The sequence below is a fragment of the Bacillus sp. LJBS06 genome (genome assembly GCF_016924995.1).
GTDB lineage: Bacteria > Bacillota > Bacilli > Bacillales > Bacillaceae > Bacillus > Bacillus stercoris.
Genome location: NZ_CP070483.1, coordinates 186,369 through 206,097, shown reverse-complemented (window position 1 = coordinate 206,097; position 19,729 = coordinate 186,369). Strand labels below are relative to the sequence as shown.

Genomic DNA, 19,729 nt, shown 5'->3' with positions numbered 1-19,729 from the left:
CAATCATATCCAAAGGGGTAAAACACTTTATTCTACAGTAACACTTTTCGCAAGGTTACGCGGTTTATCAACATCACAGCCGCGATGAAGCGCAGCATAGTAAGCGATCAGCTGCAATGGAACAACAGATACCAACGGAGCAAGCGCTGGGTTTACTTCCGGCAGTACGAATCTGTCATCCGCATCGTCTAGGCCTTTCAGTGAGATGATGCATGTGTTGGCTCCGCGAGCAGCAACTTCTTTGACGTTTCCGCGGATGCTTAGGTTTACGTGCTCTTGTGTTGCCAGTGCGAATACCGGTGTGCCTTGTTCGATCAGGGCAATCGTTCCGTGCTTCAGCTCTCCGCCGGCAAAGCCTTCTGCCTGGATGTAAGAAATCTCTTTCAGCTTCAGTGCGCCTTCGACACATACGAAGTAGTCAAGACCGCGTCCGATGAAGAAAGCGTTTCTGGATACAGTCAGATATTCACGGGCGATCATTTCCATTTCGTCTTTCTGGTCGCATAAAGCTTCCATTGCGTTTGCCGCGATACCGAGTTCTTTGACGAGGTCAAATCCGATATCGATGCCGTTTTTGTCAGCAGCCACAGAAGCAAGAACCGCAAGAACTGCGATTTGTGCAGTGTATGCCTTCGTTGACGCAACAGCGATTTCAGGGCCTGCATGAAGCAGCAATGTATAGTCAGCTTCACGAGAAAGCGTTGATCCAGGTACGTTTGTGATTGTCAGGGCTTTGTGTCCGAGCGCTTTGACTTGAACGAGAACCGCGCGGCTGTCTGCTGTTTCTCCGCTTTGAGAAAGGAAAATGAAGAGCGGTTTCTTAGACAGAAGCGGCATGTTGTAGGAGAATTCACTCGCTACATGCACTTCAACCGGCACGTTTGCCCACATTTCAATATATTGTTTACCGACTAGTCCTGCATGGTAGCTTGTTCCGCAGCCAATGATATAGATGCGGTCCGCTTCCGCTACAGCGGAAGCGATATCGCCAGGCACAGACAGCTTGCCGTTTTCATCTTGATACGTTTGGATGATTTTGCGCATAACAACTGGCTGCTCATCCGTTTCTTTCAACATGTAGTGAGGGTACGTGCCTTTTTCGATATCACTGGCATCAAGCTCAGCAATATAAGACGCACGTGTGATCACGTCACCATCAAGGTTTTTGATGACAACTTGGTCATCAGTGACGATAACCATTTCTTTATCCATCAGCTCAACATATTCGTTGGTTACTTGAAGCATCGCCATTGCATCAGATGCTACGACGTTGAATGTGTCTCCAAGGCCTACTAATAGAGGGCTTTTGTTTTTCGCTACAAAAATCGTTTCTCTGTTGTCGTTATCGAATAAAGCAATTGCATAAGAGCCTTTTAACAGTGTAAGTGTTTTGCGGAACGCTTCTTCTGTCTCAAGTCCTCCATTGACGAATTGCTCGATTACTTGAACGACCACTTCTGTATCGGTGTCACTTTTAAGCTCTACATCTTGCAAATACTCTTGCTTCAGCTGAACATAGTTCTCGATCACGCCGTTATGAACAAGTGTAAAGCGGCCCAGTGCGCTTTGATGCGGGTGAGCGTTCAGATAGCTTGGTTCGCCGTGTGTTGCCCAGCGAGTATGCCCAATTCCGGCTTTCGCTTCTATATTGGCATCCACAACTTCACGAAGATCTGCAATGCGTCCTTTTTCTTTGAACACATGGATTCCCTGTTCATTGGCAACAGCAATACCAGCAGAGTCATATCCGCGATACTCAAGCTTTTCTAACCCTTTTAATAAAATTTCCTTCGCATCAAGCTGACCGATATAACCTACGATTCCACACATATTTTTCTTCCTCCTAAGATGGTAAAAGGAGACGAAGAAAGTCAAATTTCAAGGGGACTTTCAATCGTCCCCTCCTACATGTTTTTTGGAAGATCATGTGATTTCTCTTTGTTCAAGGAGTCACCCCCTTGGTTTGAAGAAATCCTTACGGCTGTGATCTGTATACTCAGCCGGGAGGCATCCGCCGAAAATTCGATAACCTCCATCCTCGTCAACTAAGCCTTTTTCCGGGCGCTTAGTTCGGGCGCTATAATTATAGGTAAATCCATAATCCCGTCTACTTTTCCTATTAAGAAAGTAAGAACAAGACAAGCTTGATTTTACAGCATGTGGCATAAACGGTCAATTGTTTTTTAAACAACTTTGCCGTATGTCTCACAATTATCATATGTAAACGTCGCTTGTCTTGTTCGCTCTCTGATTAGAGACTTCGTTACTCTAATCCCATTTCTGACCGGACGACTTCAACAATGCGATTGACATACTCATCGCACAGCTCTTTCGTCTTCGCTTCAGCCATGACACGGACGAGCGGTTCAGTTCCTGAAGGGCGCACCAAAATCCGTCCGTCGCCGTTCATTTCTTTTTCAACTTCAGAAATAACTGCTTTTACTTTTGCATTTTCTTCAACTTTATATTTATCAGTCACTCTCACATTGACTAACAGCTGCGGAAACTTTTGCATTTCAGCTGCAAGCTCTGACAGCGGCTTGCCTGTTGCTTTCAAAGTGTTCATCAGCATGATAGCAGACAATAATCCGTCCCCTGTCGTGTTGTAATCAAGGAAAATAAGATGTCCTGACTGCTCTCCGCCGACATTATAGCCATCTTTTTTCATTGCTTCTACTACATAGCGGTCACCGACAGCTGTCTGCACGCTTTTGATGCCTTCTTTCTCGAGCGCCTTATAGAAGCCGAGGTTGCTCATCACGGTTGAAACCACTGTATCATCCTTTAAGCGACCCTCTGATTTCAGGTGTTTTGAGCATATGTACATGATTTGGTCGCCATCAACGATATTTCCTTTTTCATCAACAGCAATCAGGCGGTCGCCATCACCATCGAACGCAAGGCCGAGATCAGCGTTTTTCTCTTTGACAAACGCGCTGAGCGCTTCAGGGTGAGTCGATCCGACGCCGTCATTAATGTTTAATCCGTTCGGGGAAGTACCCATTGTTGAAACATCGGCATCTAAATCAGCAAACAGGTGTGTCGCCAAGGATGACGTTGCGCCATGAGCACAGTCAAGTGCCACATGAATGCCTGTGAAATCTTCATCGGCTGTCTGTTTTAAGAATTGCAGATATTTTTGTCCGCCTTCAAAATAATCGTTAACAAGCCCAAGATCGGCTCCGACCGGTCTTGGCAGCTTATCCTCAGGTTCGTCCATCAGGCGCTCAATTTCAGCCTCCTGTTCATCAGAAAGCTTGAATCCGTCTCCCCCAAAGAACTTGATGCCGTTATCCTGCACTGGGTTATGAGAAGCGGAAATCATGACGCCCGCCTCTGCATCCATCGCTTTTGTCAAATAGGATACACCCGGTGTAGAAATGACACCCAGACGCATGACTTCTGCGCCAATGGATAAAAGTCCGGCGACAAGGGCTCCCTCCAGCATATGGCCGGAGATGCGTGTATCGCGGCCTATCAGCACTTTTGGACGTTGTTTGTCTTTTGTCAGCACATAACCGCCGAAACGTCCGACTTTAAAGGCCAGCTCAGGTGTAAGCTCACTATTGGCGACACCTCTTACACCGTCTGTTCCAAAATACTTGCCCATTTTGTAATCGCTCCTTTTTTATTCCGATGAGGATTGTGAATCCGCAGTGGATTCATCCTCATCCTGATCTTGGTTTTCGTCTTGGTTTTGATCGTTGCTGTTTTTATCAGTGTTCTTTGTATCTTCTTTCTGATTGTTCTTTTGATCATTTGTTTGTTTGTCTGTGTCATCCTGATTTCCTGATGTATTGCTGCTGTTATCATTCGTTGATGTATTGCTTTTTTTGGATGTCAGCTTGATTTTGGCGTTTTTCTGCCCCAAGGACCAGGTTACATTCTGAGGTCCGTTTACTTCAAGCTTCACGCTATGCTCCCCGTCCTCTAAATCTGAAACATTCACATACAATTCGATATCTGATTTTTTCAGTTTTTTTATATTCGCGGGAGAGCCTTTAGCCGTTACGTCTATCGCTTGTGATTCAGGATCAAGAAATTCAATGTTTTGTGAACTGCTCAGCCCTACAGTCTTGATAGAGACATTCTCAAACTTCTGATCCGCTTCACTATCGACTTCTATATGCAAAGTCACCTTTGACGGCGAGATTTTTTTGACGCCATCAGGAAGCGGAATATCTGCCTCGATATCGGAATCCTTGTTAATTTTGCTTAAATCTAAGCTGACGCCATCAATAAATTCAAGAGAATCCAACACATCCTGTGAGCCGTAAACCGTTACCTCACTGGGGCTGGATTCAATATTCGCTATGCTGACACCGTCAGGAAGGCTTCCTGTCCGTTCAATTTTAAAGGGCACTTTTTTACTTGGGCTTGTCACCGGAACGGTAATCTTGATGACCGAGGGCTCAACGTCGACAGGAAGCGCGTTTCCGTCTTTATCATAGACAGTCACTTTCGCTTCCTTTTCAATCGTTTCATCCGCGTTTTCTAAATTCACTGAAGCTTTGACAAGAGAAATATTATCGATCACATTTTTAGATCCGGTAATCTGCACATTTTTCGGACTGACAATCGGCTGCTGCGGAGAATAGCCTTTTTTCATCTTGCTTTTATTGTAGTACTCCACTTCTACAGGAAAGCTTTTGGTCGTCCGTTCCTGTATGGTCACTGTCGTAACAGACGGATTAATTGAGATTGTCAGCCCATCCGACACGTTTTTGGCCTTAAGCTCCACCTTATGTGTGCCGGTTTTCAAATGTTCCATATCGGCGTATATTTCAAAGTTCTTGGTCTGCCTAGCCTTTTTCACGGCACTTGTCGAGCCTTTTATCGTGACATTAACCGTTTGCGGAACACCTGTCACGACGTAATTTTCATCATCATAATACGCTTTAACCGGAATATCGGTCAGAGTTGCTTCATCAGTTGTTGATGTCGGAAAGAAAGATTCACCCGGTTTTTTCGGAGTCGGTGCTTGGTTGCTGTTAACCGCCACATAAAGCAAGAGCGCGAAAAGCAGAGCAATGATTTTCACAGCCCAGCGGTTGTTTAAGAATTTATCCATTTTTCTTGCCCCTCCAATACCAGCGGATAGAAGAAGTGTCTCTGGTGTTTTTCTTAAACTCGGCTTCAAGCATTTCTTTCAGCGCTTCTTCTGTCAGCTCTCTGTGAAGGTCGCCGTTCTTTGCCACACTGACGCCGCCGGTCTCTTCAGACACAATAATCGTCAAACTGTCTGTTACTTCACTGATTCCGACAGCCGCTCTGTGCCGCGTGCCCAATTCTTTTGAAATAAATGGGCTTTCAGAAAGCGGCAAATAACAGGCGGCCGCGGCAATTTCATTATTCTTCATAATCACCGCACCGTCATGAAGCGGGGTGTTTGGGATAAAAATATTAATCAGCAGCTCAGAGCTGACTTTGGCATTCAGTGGTATGCCGGTCTCAATATAATCCCCCATTCCAGTATCCCGCTCAATGGTCAGCAGGGCGCCTATACGGCGTTTCGCCATATAATTGATCGCTTTTGTGATGGCCTCAATCGTTTTCTGCTGCGCTTCTTCTACAGGCGTGCCGCTCCTTGAAAAAAAGCGGCCGCGGCCTAGCTGTTCAAGCGCTCTTCTCAGCTCAGGCTGAAAGATAATAATAATTGCTAAAAATCCCCATGTTATCGCTTGGTCCATCAGCCACTGAAGTGTGCTGAGGCCCAAATATTGGCTGGCCATACGAACAAGCACGATGACTACAATTCCTTTTAACAGCTGAACCGCTTTCGTGCCGCGTATCACCATAATCAATTTATATATCACATACCAAACAAGGAGAATATCAACGGCATTGCCGAGGTACTGCAAAAAAGGGATATCCTCAAAAGCCATTTCCTCGTCCTCCAAGATTTCAGTCATTTCGTATTTTGTGTTTTACGTGTTACGCATATGTACTTTACATAGCGAGCCCATTATACCACATATCGATTTAGCAAGTGAAATGTGTCAGCCGCTCAGCCCGCAAAAAAAGAGCAAAGCAGCTAACGCGCTTTACTCTTCTCCGTTCGGATTGAATGCATTGAGTACACTTTTCCCCGCAGACTTCATCTTGTACCATGTCCAGTCGAATAATTGATTGATTTCTTCAATTTGACCGGTGACTTGTCCAGCAGAGGCCATATACTTTTCGCCGTTCACGACGGTTACATCCCCGTCTATTTTGCCTTTAATAATCAGCTTGCCGTTTTTGACAGTGACATCACCTTTAACCGTCTCACCTTCCGGCACGGTCACAGTATGGTTATGAACCACAAGATTCGGCTGCTTGGACACGCTGAAATTGTGGTCATTATGCCAGCTGTTAAAAAAACCTCCGCCCATCAAAATGATGAATACCGCAGCAGCTGCGATAACGGGATGGCTTCTGAACCATCTTTTCACAGAAGCTCTTTTCTTCTCCTTAGGCAATTTTGCCATGACATTAGCGGTAAAATCCGCGGGGGCTTCGACATGCGATGTGCTCCGTACGAGCGCTATAGATTTCTCCATCTCGTAAAAATGCTTTCTGCATGTCTCGCATGTCTCCAGATGTTCATTTAATACGTGTTCATCTTTTGGAAGGATATCTCCATCAAGATGCATATGCATAAGCTGCACAATTTGTTCAGGACAGCTCATTTCATCACCCCACTTAAAGATCCCTTAATTGTTTTCTAAGAGCCTCTCTGCCCCTGTGAATCCGCGTTTTCACAGTCCCCACAGGAATGTTTAGAATCTCCCCGATTTCAATTAATGAGAGTTCGTCAATATACTTTAATACGATGACTGTTCTGTATTTGTCAGGAAGCTTTAAAATTTTCTGCTGAATCGTGTTTGAGAGCTCCAGCGACACAACTGCATCTTCAGGCAAAACACCATCTGCGGCGATTTGGGAATACATGGTCAAGCCTTCTGTACCAGCCACCTCTGCATCGAGGTAATAATCCGGCTTCTTTTTGCGAATGCGGTCAATGGTCAAATTGGTCGCGATTCGATAAAGCCAAGTTGAAAATTTCCGGTTAATATCAAAACTGTCGATATTAACGTACGCTCTGATGAAAGCCTCCTGTGCAATATCCTCCGCCTCATGCACATTGCCAAGCATACGGTAGCAAAGCTGATAAATTTTATCTTTGTAAATATCTACGATGTCCGCAAATGCATCCTGGTCGCCTTTTTTGACTTGTTTAATTCTTTTTTTAATCATCATTTCCATATTTATCTAACCTCTGCCTTCACCGGTCTGTATGTATACGAGCTTCGTTTCAAAAGGTTTCAATTTTTTTATAAAATAAGTTTATCAAATTTTTGGCAGGGTGTAGATGGTAATTCGTGAATAAACTACCTTAACATATTTTTAAAATTATTATACAGACTGAACAGTTAGAAGTTGGAATGAATTTTAAAAAAGAAAAAAGACACCTTTTGGTCAAAGGTGTCTGTGACTGGGCTAGCTGGATTCGAACCAACGCATGACGGAGTCAAAGTCCGTTGCCTTACCGCTTGGCTATAGCCCAATAATGGTGGAGGGGGGCAGATTCGAACTGCCGAACCCTGAGGGAGCGGATTTACAGTCCGCCGCGTTTAGCCACTTCGCTACCCCTCCACATTAAATTTTGAAAAACAGTGCCGGCAAGAGGACTTGAACCCCCAACCTACTGATTACAAGTCAGTTGCTCTACCAATTGAGCTACACCGGCAAGATGGTGGAGGATGACGGGCTCGAACCGCCGACCCTCTGCTTGTAAGGCAGATGCTCTCCCAGCTGAGCTAATCCTCCAAATGGTGACCCGTACGGGATTCGAACCCGTGTTACCGCCGTGAAAGGGCGGTGTCTTAACCGCTTGACCAACGGGCCGTTGTGTTCTCGTCGAGCTGACAAAAGTTATTATATACAGGTCACTCCCTGTTTGTAAAGAGAAAAATTAAATTTTTTATTTTCAAACTTTTTAACTCCTTTTTTAACTGAAAAAGCCTCCCAACGAAAGTCATTTATTTTATGATAGAGACAAGCAAAGCAAGAGAGGAGAAACCAATATGATTCTAGTCAGTTCTTGCCTTGGAGGCATTGAGTGCAGATATAACGGCTCTCACGCAGCGTCTGAGAAAATCAGAAAACTCGTCGCTGAAAATAGAGCAGTCATGGCTTGCCCTGAACTTCTTGGCGGCTTTTCAACCCCCCGTGAACCCGCAGAAATCATAGGAGGCACCGGCGAGGATGTCCTCAATGGAACAGCGAAAATCGTGACAGCTTCAGGTGAAGATGTCACAGAGCTATATATGGAAGGTGCCGCGAAAACATTGGCTTACGCAAAAGAAATCAACGCCACTGCCGTCATATTAAAAGAAAACAGTCCATCTTGCGGAAGCGGCTTTATCTATAACGGCACATTCTCTGGCAAAAAAATCCACGGCAGCGGAGTAACCGCCGCACTGCTAAAACAAGCGGGCTACCGCGTCATTTCAGAAAACCAGCTAGACGACATATTGTAAGGAGGCCACCCCATGACTCAAGACATTTCTTTATCCTTCTATAAGCCTGAACACTTGCCCGAGCTTCAATCATTCACGCTCACCAACGATGACAAACGCTTTACCTCCCTCCCGAAAGAGGTGCTGTCTCAGGCTCTGGGCATACAGGACCGATACCCGGTTGTCATCTTAAAAGACGATCTTCCAGTCGGTTTTTTCATTTTACATGCATCAAAAGAAACGCTAGCCTCCTATTCTAACAATCCATTTGCCTTACTGCTCAGCTCCCTGTCTTTAAATGCTGTGCATCACGGAAAAGGGTACGCGAAAAAAGCCATGCTTTTGCTTCCCTCTTTTGTGAGCGGATATTTTCCATGGTGCGACGAAATCATCTTGGCCGTCAATCATCTGAACATACGCGCAAAACACCTTTATATGAAATGCGGGTTCATTGATAAAGGACGGCGAAGAATCGGGCCGCTTGGAGAACAGTTGATCCTTCATCATTTCTTATAGTCTTGAGTGAAATAAAATTTCGAAAATGTAAAAACATAGTTGAAATATCATAACAGAAATGAATATACTGAATATTGAGATATATTATTTTAAAACAGGGGGCATCCTCATGTCAGAATCATTAAACCTTCATCATCTTACAACGGAATCACGCAATAGCCAAACGGTTGAAATCCACAAAGCAAACACTCTCGGCATCCTCAAAATGATCAACAACGAAGATATAAAAGTCGCTGCAGCCGTTCAGGAGGTTCTCCCCGACATCAAAACAGCTGTAGAATGCGCGTATGATTCATTTCAACATGGAGGCCGGCTCATATATACAGGCGCAGGCACAAGCGGCAGACTCGGCGTCATGGATGCTGTTGAATGTCCTCCCACTTACAGCGTAAGTCCTGATCAGGTCATCGGAATCATGGCTGGAGGTCCCGAAGCCTTTTTAAAGGCAGCAGAGGGCATTGAAGACAGTGAAAAAGCAGGAGCTGAGGATTTAAGAAACATACAGCTCACGTCAAATGACACCGTCATTGCCATCGCAGCAAGCGGCCGTACACCTTACGCCGCAGGCGCCCTAAGATACGCCCGCGAAGTCGGAGCGCACACCATCGCCCTTACTTGCAATGAAAATTCCGCCATCAGCAAGGATGCGGATCACAGCATTGAGGTTGTCGTCGGACCTGAGGCCATTACAGGATCAACACGTATGAAAGCTGCAACCGCTCATAAAATGATTCTAAACATGATATCTACCGCTGTAATGGTCAAAATCGGCAAGGTCTACGAAAACTTGATGGTAGACGTCAACGTCAGCAACAAAAAACTAAAAGAACGCGCCATCAGCATCATCCAAAGCCTTACAAACGCTTCATACGAAACAGCCAGGAAAACCCTGGAACAATCCGATCATCACGTCAAAACAGCAATCGTTATGCTCAAAACCAGCACAGATCAGAAACAAGCAAAGACATTACTCGATGAAGCAAACGGTTTCATTGATAAAGCAATCGAAAATTACCATCCATGATAAGGAGAGAACTAGAATGGCAACAGGCGGTTTAGCGATCATCCAATCAATGAAGCATAAGCTCCCTCCATCCGAGCGTAAACTTGCAGATTATATCCTCACCCATCCCCACAAAGCAATCGAAAGCACCGTCAGCGAAATCAGCGCCTTAGCCAATTCAAGTGACGCTGCCGTCATCAGGCTCTGCAAATCACTCGGATTAAAGGGATTTCAAGATTTAAAAATGAGAGTAGCGGGCGATCTGGCAAAGCCTACGTTTCAGGGCTACCGTGATATTGTTCCCCACGAGCCGCTGCCCTCTATTTCCGAAAAAGCGGCCGGCAATGCCATTCAAGCCATTCAGGATACTTCAGACCTGATGGACTACAAAGAACTGGAACAAGCGGTTTCCCTGCTTCTCAAAGCTCACACTGTGCATTTTATCGGCGTCGGGGCTTCCGGCATTGTCGCCAAGGACGCCCAGCAAAAGTGGCTTCGCATTCATAAACAAGCAACCGCGTTTACAGACACTCATCTTGTGGCATCTTTAATCGCAAATGCAGATAAAGACGACATCGTATTCGCCATTTCGTTCTCAGGAGAGACGCAGGAAATCATTGAACTGCTTGCCATGGCTAAGGAAAAAGGCATCACAACGATCAGCCTCACACAATTCAGTCAGACATCCGTCTCCGCACTGGCTGACGTCCCATTGTATACAGCCCATTCCAACGAAGCCTTGATTCGAAGTGCAGCCACTTCCTCCCGCCTCGCCCAGCTTTTTATGATAGATGTATTGTTTTTAGGCATGGCGGCTGAGCAATATGAAGAAACAACCAGCTATATCGATAAAACAAGAGAAGCCATAAAATCTATGAGAAAAAAATAAAGCATCTTGAAGGGGAGGGTTTTTTAATGAGCAAAGAAAATAACTACCATCAACTCGCAAAGAAAATCCTCGAGTTATGCGGGGGGAAATCCAATATATCCTCATTTACGCATTGCATGACAAGGCTGCGTATTACACCTTACGATGAAAACAAAGCAGATGCTCAGGCTTTAAGAGCGCTTGACGGGGTATTGGGGGTCGTCGAGGCTGAAACCTTACAAATCATCCTCGGCACAGGAGTCGTCAATCATGTTACAGCGGCTTTCTCCAAGCTCATGTCAGCGGAAGATGGTGTCGATGTGAATGAAGCAGCCGCCAAAAAGAAAGCCGATATCAATCGAAAGAACGCCACTCCTTTTAAACTTTTCTTACGTAAAATCGCCAGCATCTTTATCCCTCTTATTCCCGCCCTTGTCGCTTCCGGTTTAATTACCGGGATTACCAAAGCAAGTATTCAAGCCGGCTGGCTTTCTGCAGAATCACAAATTGCTGTTATCCTGACAATCATCGGATCAGGGCTGTTCACTTATCTCGGCATTCTCGTGGGTATCAACGCTTCAAAAGAATTTGGCGGGACACCCGCTCTTGGGGCTTTGGCCGGGATCTTGATTATCAATCCGGAGATCGCAAAGATCAGTTTATTTGGAGAAGAGCTTCTTCCGGGCAGGGGAGGCCTGATCGGCGTCCTTTTCGCTGCTATATTCATTGCTTACACCGAACAATTTATTCGCCGCTTTATTCCTCAATCACTCGATATCATTGTCACACCCACCGTTTCACTGTTAATCACCGGAATCGTAACATATGTCGTATTCATGCCTTTAGGCGGATTCATTTCTGACGCCATTACATCCGGCCTTCTGTCCATCCTGGACATCGGAGGCATCGCTGCGGGCTTTATTCTGGGCGCAACCTTCCTTCCTCTCGTCGTAACCGGATTGCATCAAGGCTTGACGCCTGTGCACATGGAACTGATCAATTCAATTGGCAATGATCCTCTCCTCCCTATTTTGGCTATGGGAGGTGCAGGACAGGTAGGCGCGGCCTTTGCCGTCTTCGTGAAAACGAAAAAAACAACACTGAGAAAAGCAATCGCCGGCGGGCTTCCGTCAGGCCTGCTCGGCATTGGTGAACCGCTCATTTTCGGAGTCACGCTGCCGCTTGGCCGTCCGTTTTTAACGGCATGCTTAGGTGCTGGAATCGGCGGCGCCTTTCAAGCTTATTTTCAAGTAGCCACCATTGCGATTGGTGTCTCCGGACTGCCGCTTTCCTTTCTAGTCCTGCCTTCGCAAATCATCCTGTATATCGTTGGGCTCTTTATTTCCTACGCGGCCGGCTTTTTATTGACCTATGCATTCGGATATAAAGATGAAATGGCTTCTCAGTTCGATTAAATTGTTTCTGTTTTAGGGATAGTAAACGGGATAGAAGCACAGAAAGGGGATAACCTGTGAAAACAAGGACACTGTTGTTATTCAGTGCCATTTTAACCCTATCGATATTGGCGCCAAATGAAACCTTCGCGCAAACAGCAGACAGCTTGGTTGAGCCGAAAACCATAAATGCAGAAACTGCACAATTCTCGACGAAGAAGCTAAGGAAGGTAGATCAGATGATAGAACGGGATATTGCAGCAGGATTTCCAGGCGCCGTTCTTGTCGTCGTGAAGGATGGACGCATCATAAAAAAAGAAGCATACGGCTACAGTAAAAAGTACGAAGGATCAGAGCTGCTGCGCCGTCCGGCAAAAATGAAAACCCGCACGATGTTTGACTTAGCCTCAAATACAAAAATGTACGCCACAAATTTTGCATTGCAGCGCTTAGTCAGCCAAGGAAAACTTGACGTCTATGAAAAAGTTTCTGCATATTTGCCTGGTTTCAAGGATCAGCTTGGAGACCCCATAAAAGGAAAAAACAAGATACGTGTCATTGATGTTCTTCAGCACCAATCAGGGCTTCCATCAAGCTTTTACTTTTACACGCCGGAAAAAGCCGGCAAATACTATTCCCAGGAACGTGACAAAACGATTGAATATTTGACGAAAATTCCGCTCGATTATCAAACCGGGACAAAACACGTATACAGTGACATTGGGTATATGCTCCTCGGCTGTATTGTCGAAAAACTCACCGAAAAACCGCTTGATGTCTACGCGGAGCAAGAGCTCTACAAGCCGTTGAAGCTGAAGCATACCTTGTACAATCCGCTGCAAAAAGGCTTTAAACCAAAGCAGTTCGCAGCTACTGAACGCATGGGCAATACACGTGACGGCGTTATTCAATTCCCTAACATACGCACAAACACGCTGCAAGGAGAAGTGCATGATGAAAAAGCGTTTTACTCAATGGATGGCGTGTCTGGCCATGCCGGGTTGTTCTCAAATGCAGATGATATGGCCATTCTGCTGCAAGTCATGTTAAACAAAGGATCATACCGAAACATTTCTTTATTTGATCAGAAAACAGCTGACTTGTTTACAGCACCTTCAGCAACAGATCCGACATTCGCTCTTGGCTGGCGGCGGAACGGAAGCAAAAGCATGGAATGGATGTTTGGCCCTTACGCCAGCGCAAATGCTTACGGGCATACAGGCTGGACGGGGACAGTTACAATCATTGATCCAGCATACAATTTAGGCATCGCATTGTTAACAAATAAAAAGCATACCCCAGTTGTTGATCCAGAAGAAAATCCCAACGTCTTTGAGGGTGATCAATTTCCAACAGGCAGTTATGGAAGCGTTATAACCGCGATTTATGAAGCAATGGAATGAATGATTAGACGATAGGAGGAAGTTTCTATGAAACCTGTCTTTCCGCTTATCCTTTCAGCCGTTCTTTTTCTTTCATGTTTTCTCGTGGCTAACCAGAAAGAAGCCACTGCATCTAAAAGTTCAATCGATGCCAATCAGATTGTCAATCGTATGTCATTAGATGAAAAACTCGGTCAGATGCTGATGCCTGATTTTAGAAATTGGCAAAAGAAAGGCGAGTCCTCACCGCAAGCCCTTACGGAAATGAATGAGGAAGTCGCCAGCCTCGTCAAGAAATATCAATTCGGAGGCGTCATTCTTTTTGCAGAAAATGTAAAAACAACAAAGCAAACGGTCCAGCTGACAGACGCTTACCAAAAGGCAAGTCCCAAAATCCCACTCATGCTTAGTATTGATCAGGAAGGCGGCATTGTAACGAGGCTAGGGGAGGGCACTAATTTCCCAGGGAATATGGCGCTGGGCGCAGCCAGAAGCAGAATCAATGCGTATCAGACCGGCAGTATCATTGGAAAAGAGCTCTCGGCCTTAGGCATCAATACAGATTTCAGCCCTGTCGTAGACATTAACAATAATCCTGATAATCCTGTAATCGGCGTACGGTCATTCAGCTCCAATCGAGAACTGACATCACGACTCGGTTTATACACGATGAAAGGGTTGCAGCGGCAGGATATCGCCTCTGCCCTCAAACATTTCCCGGGACATGGAGACACGGACGTTGACAGCCATTACGGACTGCCGCTCGTTTCCCATAACCAAGAGCGGCTTCGAGAGGTCGAACTCTATCCTTTTCAAAAAGCAATTGATGCCGGTGCTGATATGGTGATGACAGCCCATGTTCAATTCCCTGCCTTTGACGACACCACATACAAAAGCAAACTCGATGGATCGGACATTTTGCTTCCAGCTACACTTTCGAAAAAAGTGATGACAGGCCTTCTTCGTCAGGAAATGGGCTTTAATGGGGTCATCGTTACCGATGCGCTCAATATGAAGGCAATCGCAGATCATTTCGGACAGGAAGAGGCTGTGGTCATGGCCGTAAAAGCTGGTGTCGATATTGCATTAATGCCAGCCTCAGTTACTTCATTGAAAGAAGAACAGAAATTCTCACGTGTTATTCAAGCTTTGAAAGAAGCCGTGAAAAACGGAGACATTCCTGAACATCAAATCAACAAATCAGTTGAAAGAATCATTTCCCTGAAAATAAAACGCGGCATGTATCCAGCACGGAACGACGACAGTACAAAAGAAAAAATAGCCAAAGCCCAAAAAATCGTAGGAAGCAAGCAGCACCTGAAAGCAGAGAAAAAAATAGCTGAAAAAGCAGTAACTGTATTAAAAAATGAACAGCACACTTTGCCGTTCAAGCCCAAAAAAGGCAGCCGAATCTTAATTGTGGCACCTTACGAAGAACAAACTGCTTCAATCGAACAAACCATTCGCGATCTCGTCAATCGTAAGAAAATCAAACCCGTATCTGTCGACAAAATGAATTTTGCCAACCAAGTATTTAAGGCCGAGCATGAAAAACAAGTAAAAGAGGCTGATTATATCATTACCGGTTCCTATGTCGTCAAAAATGACCCTGTCGTCAACGACGGTGTCATCGACGACACCATATCTGATTCAAGCAAATGGGCTACCGTGTTTCCGAGAGCTGTCATGAAAGCCGCACTGCAGCACAATAAACCTTTTGTCTTAATGAGTCTGCGCAATCCCTATGATGCCGCCAATTTTGAAGAAGCAAAGGCACTGATTGCTGTCTATGGCTTTAAAGGATACACAAATGGCCGTTATCTTCAACCTAATATTCCGGCCGGAGTGATGGCGATATTCGGCCAGACAAAACCTAAAGGCACACTTCCAGTTGACATTCCGTCAGTCACGAAACCAGGGAACACCCTTTATCCATTTGGCTACGGTTTAAATATCAAAACGGGAAAACCGCTTTAATGAGGAGGAACATATGAGAAAAACAATATTCGCTTTTCTCACAGGGCTCATGATGTTCGGAACGATAACCGCTGCCTCTGCTTCACCCGATTCAAAGAATCAAACGGCTAAAAAACCTAAAGTCCAGACCGGCATAGACACGCTTTTGCCAGATTACAAAAAACAGCTCAAGGGAAAACGAATCGGACTGATCACCAACCCAACGGGAGTAAATGCATCTCTGAAAAGCAGTGTCGATATACTTTTCGAGAATCCAGAAATCAAACTGACAGCTTTATTCGGCCCTGAACACGGCGTCCGCGGTGACGCCCAGGCTGGAGACGAAGTAGGCTCTTACATTGACGAAAAAACCGGGATTCCCGTATACAGTCTCTACGGAAAAACGAAGAAACCGACACCAGAGATGCTGAAAAATGTTGATATTCTACTATTTGATATACAGGATGTCGGGACCCGTTTCTACACGTACATTTATACAATGGCATACGCAATGGAAGCCGCTAAAGAAAACGACATTCCGTTTATGGTGCTGGACCGCCCGAACCCTCAAGGCGGAAATCATATTGAAGGACCAATCTTAGAACCTGAATACGCCTCATTTGTCGGATTGTATCCCATTCCGTTGAAGCATGGGATGACGATAGGCGAATTGGCTATATTGTTCAACAAAGAGTTTGACATTGATGCCGAGCTTACAGTCGTGAAAATGAAACACTGGAAACGAAAAATGGATTTTGACGATACCCGATTGCCTTTCGTCCTCCCTTCGCCTAACATGCCGACAGTGGAAAGCACATTTGTTTATCCTGCAACCGGGCTGATTGAAGGAACAAATATATCTGAAGGGCGAGGGACAACAAAACCATTCGAATTGATCGGAGCTCCCTTTATCAAAAGCACAGAGCTTGAAGAAACATTAAACAGCCTCCATTTGCCGGGCGTGACATTTAGGGCAGCATCCTTTACCCCAACGTTTTCTAAACATCAAGGAACGCTTTGCCACGGTGTGCAGCTCTATGTGACAGACAGAGATAAGTTTGAAGCCGTTAAAACAGGTCTTTCAGTCATTAAAACCATACACGATCTCTATCCTGAGGATTTTGAATTCCTCTCAACAGGTTCATTCAATAAACTGGCAGGCAACGGCTGGATCAGGACAAAAATCGAAAATGGAACTTCTATTGAAGACATCATAGACAGCTATGAAAAAACACTCCAACAATTCAGCAAAACAAGAAAAAAATATCTCATTTATTAAGGCGTAAGCATCGTATGTTACACGTGTAACATATTCTTACTGAACGAAAGACCCTTACTTTCACACACGAGTAAGGGTTTTTTTCGTGCTAAAAACCCACCCGCTTTATATAGGAAAACTTTCATTTATTTGGTACAATTTTATTGAAAATGATTATCAATTGAAAGTTTCTGAAAAGGTGGTCTACTCTTGCCAAACGCAGTGATTTATCAACCCATACAAATTGAATATCTAAAAAAAACAAGTGATCTCTTCTCAGAACAGCAATTAGCCGATTCATTCGTTCTGATCTTTCATTTAAAAGGAAACGGCCATATTTCGATCGGAACAAACACCAATCCTCTGCAAAAAAAGACACTTTATGTTTGCCCGCCTAACGAGACCTTTGGCTTTACACCAGCAGCCAATGGACATATAGATGCCTGTCTGATCAGGCTTCAAAGCTATATCAAGGAAAACGGCCAAGATATGTTCACACCATGCGCAGAATCAGAATTAGCCAAACTGAAGCTTGTGAATGTTTCGCATATCGAAAACCTTGCAGTCCGGCTTCAAGAGCTTGCAACACTATGGAATGAATCGTCTCAGCTTTCTCAGCTTAAATGCGTGATTGAAGTACAAAGCCTGATTTATGACCTCTTTACTGCCAGTTTATCTGAGCAAACGGATACACATTCAGCAATCGAAAAAACAAAACACTATATCGAAACCCATGCCCATTCAAAAATCACGCTTGCCAAGCTGGCACAAATCGCAGGAATCAGCGCCAAACACTACAGCGAAAGCTTTAAAAAATGGACTGGACAGAGCGTAACAGAATTTATTACGAACACAAGAATCACCAAAGCGAAACAGCTCATGGCAAAATCAAACGGCAAATTGAAAGAAATCGCTCACCAATCCGGTTATCAAGATGAATTTTATTTCAGCAGAATCTTTAAAAAATATACAGGGTGTTCACCTACAAGCTATATGAAAAAACGACGAAAAAAGATCGCCGCTTATGGAAGGGGGACCATGGGCCATCTCATTCCTCTTCATCACATACCCTTTGCCGCTGCTCTGCATCCGAAATGGACGTCTTACTACTATCAGCATTATTCGACAGATATACCCGTCCAGCTCAGTGCATACCGCTTTAATGAAAAGTGGGAAGAAAACCTGTACACATTATCGCAGGCAGAACCAGATGTGATTGTCAGCATGGATTCTATTTCTCCGGAAGAACAATATCACCTGAATCGCATCGCAGAAGTCATGTACCTTCCTTCAGAAGAAAGCTGGAGAACCCACTTTCTGCAAACGGCCTCATTTTTAAAGGAAGAATCCGAAGCAGAAAAGTGGCTCTCGGCTTATGACCGGCAGACAACAGCCGCCAAAAAAACACTTCAGCACGTTCAAGGGCTGCGTTTTCTCTTTTTGAGGCTGCATAAGCAAAACTTCTATCTGGCACATAACCGAAGCGTCCGCGAAGTTTTCTTTGGAGATTTAGGATTCAGCTCGGCAACAACAGCTGACACACCTTCAGAGCAAGCGATTCCGTTAGAAAATATCGCAAATTACCAAGCTGACTGCATGATGCTTTTTCTTTTTAAAGAACCAGAGACCATAGCCTATTATCAGCAATTACAGCTGACAGAAGCATGGCAGAACCTAAGCGCCGTAAAGAATAACCGTGTTTATCTTTTATCCCTTGACCCGTGGAATGAATACTCAGCTTGCGGGCACGAACGCATCGTTCAGCAAACTATTTCTTTACTATCCGGAGATTGTCCATGATAAATCAGAAATTTGTCCATGGTGTTATATCTATTCATTCTCTATAATTCTAATTGATAATAGTTATCAATTGACAGGAGGCCCTATAGATGAAAAAAATATCTCTAACCTTATTAATCTTGCTTCTCGCGCTGACAGCAGCAGCCTGCGGCAGCAAAAACGAATCGACCGCCAGCAAGGCAAGCGGCACAGCATCGGAAAAGAAGAAAATTGAATACCTGGATAAAACATATGAAGTAACTGTACCGACAGACAAAATTGCCATTACGGGAAGCGTTGAATCAATGGAAGATGCCAAACTGCTTGACGTTCACCCGCAAGGCGCGATTTCATTCTCAGGCAAATTCCCTGATATGTTCAAAGATATTACTGATAAAGCCCAATCAACCGGAGAAAAAATGGAGCCAAACATTGAAAAGATTTTAGAAATGAAGCCAGACGTCATCCTTGCTTCAACAAAATTCCCGGAAAAAACACTGCAAAAAATAAGCACAGCCGGCACAACGATCCCAGTTTCTCATATCTCTTCAAACTGGAAAGAAAACATGATGCTGCTTGCCCAGCTGACTGGAAAAGAGAAAAAAGCGAAAAAAATCATTGCAGATTATGAACAGGATCTAAAAGAAACAAAAACTAAAATCAATAATAAAGCGAAAGATTCAAAAGCGCTTGTCATCAGAATCAGACAAGGCAACATTTACATTTACCCTGAACAGGTGTATTTCAACTCCACGCTATACGGTGATTTAGGCCTTAAGGCGCCGAGCGAAGTAAAAGCTGCAAAAGCGCAAGAGCTGATTTCATTAGAAAAATTAAGTGAAATGAACCCAGATCATATCTTCGTCCAATTTTCTGATGATGAAAATGCAGACAAACCTGATGCCTTAAAAGATCTGGAGAAAAATCCAATCTGGAAAAGCCTGAAAGCAGTCAAAGAAGATCATGTGTATGTCAACTCAGTGGACCCTCTCGCACAAGGCGGCACAGCTTGGAGCAAAGTCCGTTTCCTGAAAGCGGCTGCTGAAAAATTGACACAAAACTAATTCAG

General features: G+C 44.6%; 16 protein-coding genes and 5 tRNA genes. 10 read left to right on the top strand and 11 right to left on the bottom strand.

Annotated elements, in window-relative coordinates; translation table 11 throughout:
* Positions 1-27 precede the first annotated feature (27 nt).
* The 11 genes from glmS to JQX68_RS01110 all read right to left on the bottom strand — a co-directional run bounded on the left by glmS (position 28) and on the right by JQX68_RS01110 (position 7,890).
* Positions 28-1,830, bottom strand: coding sequence for a glutamine--fructose-6-phosphate transaminase (isomerizing) (glmS, locus tag JQX68_RS01160; protein ID WP_040084354.1), 1,803 nt, complete (start codon positions 1,828-1,830; stop codon positions 28-30).
* Positions 1,831-2,263: 433 nt separating this feature from the next.
* Positions 2,264-3,610 carry a phosphoglucosamine mutase gene (gene glmM / locus JQX68_RS01155; RefSeq protein WP_014662570.1) on the bottom strand — a complete coding sequence of 449 codons (1,347 nt, stop codon included), beginning with the start codon at positions 3,608-3,610 and terminating at the stop codon, positions 2,264-2,266.
* Between the two features lie 18 nt (positions 3,611-3,628).
* Positions 3,629-5,071, bottom strand: coding sequence for a CdaA regulatory protein CdaR (gene cdaR / locus JQX68_RS01150; RefSeq protein WP_040084356.1), 1,443 nt, complete (start codon positions 5,069-5,071; stop codon positions 3,629-3,631).
* Positions 5,064-5,885 carry a diadenylate cyclase CdaA gene (gene cdaA / locus JQX68_RS01145; RefSeq protein WP_014662568.1) on the bottom strand — a complete coding sequence of 274 codons (822 nt, stop codon included), beginning with the start codon at positions 5,883-5,885 and terminating at the stop codon, positions 5,064-5,066. Before cdaA ends, cdaR begins: the two co-directional genes overlap by 8 nt.
* A gap of 159 nt (positions 5,886-6,044) precedes the next feature.
* Positions 6,045-6,671, bottom strand: coding sequence for an anti-sigma-W factor RsiW (gene rsiW / locus JQX68_RS01140; RefSeq protein WP_040084357.1), 627 nt, complete (start codon positions 6,669-6,671; stop codon positions 6,045-6,047).
* A gap of 13 nt (positions 6,672-6,684) precedes the next feature.
* Positions 6,685-7,248, bottom strand: coding sequence for an RNA polymerase sigma factor SigW (gene sigW / locus JQX68_RS01135; RefSeq protein ID WP_003223646.1), 564 nt, complete (start codon positions 7,246-7,248; stop codon positions 6,685-6,687).
* A 229-nt stretch (positions 7,249-7,477) separates the two neighbouring features.
* Positions 7,478-7,549 (bottom strand) — tRNA-Gln (locus JQX68_RS01130).
* Positions 7,550-7,553: 4 nt separating this feature from the next.
* Positions 7,554-7,638: transfer RNA gene (locus JQX68_RS01125), tRNA-Tyr, on the bottom strand.
* Between the two features lie 21 nt (positions 7,639-7,659).
* Positions 7,660-7,732: transfer RNA gene (locus JQX68_RS01120), tRNA-Thr, on the bottom strand.
* Between the two features lie 4 nt (positions 7,733-7,736).
* Positions 7,737-7,812: transfer RNA gene (locus JQX68_RS01115), tRNA-Val, on the bottom strand.
* A 3-nt stretch (positions 7,813-7,815) separates the two neighbouring features.
* Positions 7,816-7,890, bottom strand: a tRNA-Glu gene (locus tag JQX68_RS01110).
* Positions 7,891-8,069: 179 nt separating this feature from the next.
* Between JQX68_RS01110 and JQX68_RS01105 the strand changes: the two genes are divergently transcribed.
* From JQX68_RS01105 to feuA, 10 genes are all read left to right on the top strand, one after another.
* On the top strand, positions 8,070-8,525 hold the full coding sequence (locus JQX68_RS01105) for a 2-thiouracil desulfurase family protein (RefSeq protein ID WP_069148854.1): 456 nt from the start codon (positions 8,070-8,072) through the stop codon (positions 8,523-8,525).
* A 12-nt stretch (positions 8,526-8,537) separates the two neighbouring features.
* Positions 8,538-9,020: a GNAT family N-acetyltransferase gene (locus JQX68_RS01100; protein ID WP_069839729.1), complete on the top strand. Its 483-nt coding sequence runs from the start codon at positions 8,538-8,540 to the stop codon at positions 9,018-9,020.
* 109 nt (positions 9,021-9,129) lie between these two features.
* Positions 9,130-10,044 carry an N-acetylmuramic acid 6-phosphate etherase gene (gene murQ, locus JQX68_RS01095; protein ID WP_147772831.1) on the top strand — a complete coding sequence of 305 codons (915 nt, stop codon included), beginning with the start codon at positions 9,130-9,132 and terminating at the stop codon, positions 10,042-10,044.
* Positions 10,045-10,060: 16 nt separating this feature from the next.
* Complete coding sequence (locus JQX68_RS01090; RefSeq protein WP_147772830.1) at positions 10,061-10,912, top strand: MurR/RpiR family transcriptional regulator; 852 nt, start codon at positions 10,061-10,063, stop codon at positions 10,910-10,912.
* Positions 10,913-10,938: 26 nt separating this feature from the next.
* Positions 10,939-12,306, top strand: a complete 1,368-nt coding sequence (locus tag JQX68_RS01085) for a PTS transporter subunit EIIC (protein WP_014662563.1) — start codon at positions 10,939-10,941, stop codon at positions 12,304-12,306.
* Positions 12,307-12,362: 56 nt separating this feature from the next.
* Entirely contained in the window at positions 12,363-13,688 is a 1,326-nt protein-coding gene (gene amiE / locus JQX68_RS01080; RefSeq protein ID WP_147772829.1) for an N-acetylmuramoyl-L-alanine amidase, read from the top strand.
* A gap of 27 nt (positions 13,689-13,715) precedes the next feature.
* On the top strand, positions 13,716-15,644 hold the full coding sequence (nagZ, locus tag JQX68_RS01075) for a beta-N-acetylhexosaminidase (protein WP_147772828.1): 1,929 nt from the start codon (positions 13,716-13,718) through the stop codon (positions 15,642-15,644).
* A 13-nt stretch (positions 15,645-15,657) separates the two neighbouring features.
* Positions 15,658-16,902, top strand: coding sequence for an exo-beta-N-acetylmuramidase NamZ family protein (locus JQX68_RS01070; protein ID WP_147772827.1), 1,245 nt, complete (start codon positions 15,658-15,660; stop codon positions 16,900-16,902).
* Positions 16,903-17,091: 189 nt separating this feature from the next.
* Positions 17,092-18,681, top strand: a complete 1,590-nt coding sequence (btr, locus tag JQX68_RS01065; protein WP_147772826.1) for a bacillibactin transport transcriptional regulator Btr — start codon at positions 17,092-17,094, stop codon at positions 18,679-18,681.
* 89 nt (positions 18,682-18,770) lie between these two features.
* Entirely contained in the window at positions 18,771-19,724 is a 954-nt protein-coding gene (gene feuA, locus JQX68_RS01060; RefSeq protein WP_014662558.1) for an iron ABC transporter substrate-binding protein FeuA, read from the top strand.
* The last annotated feature ends 5 nt before the right edge of the window (positions 19,725-19,729 follow it).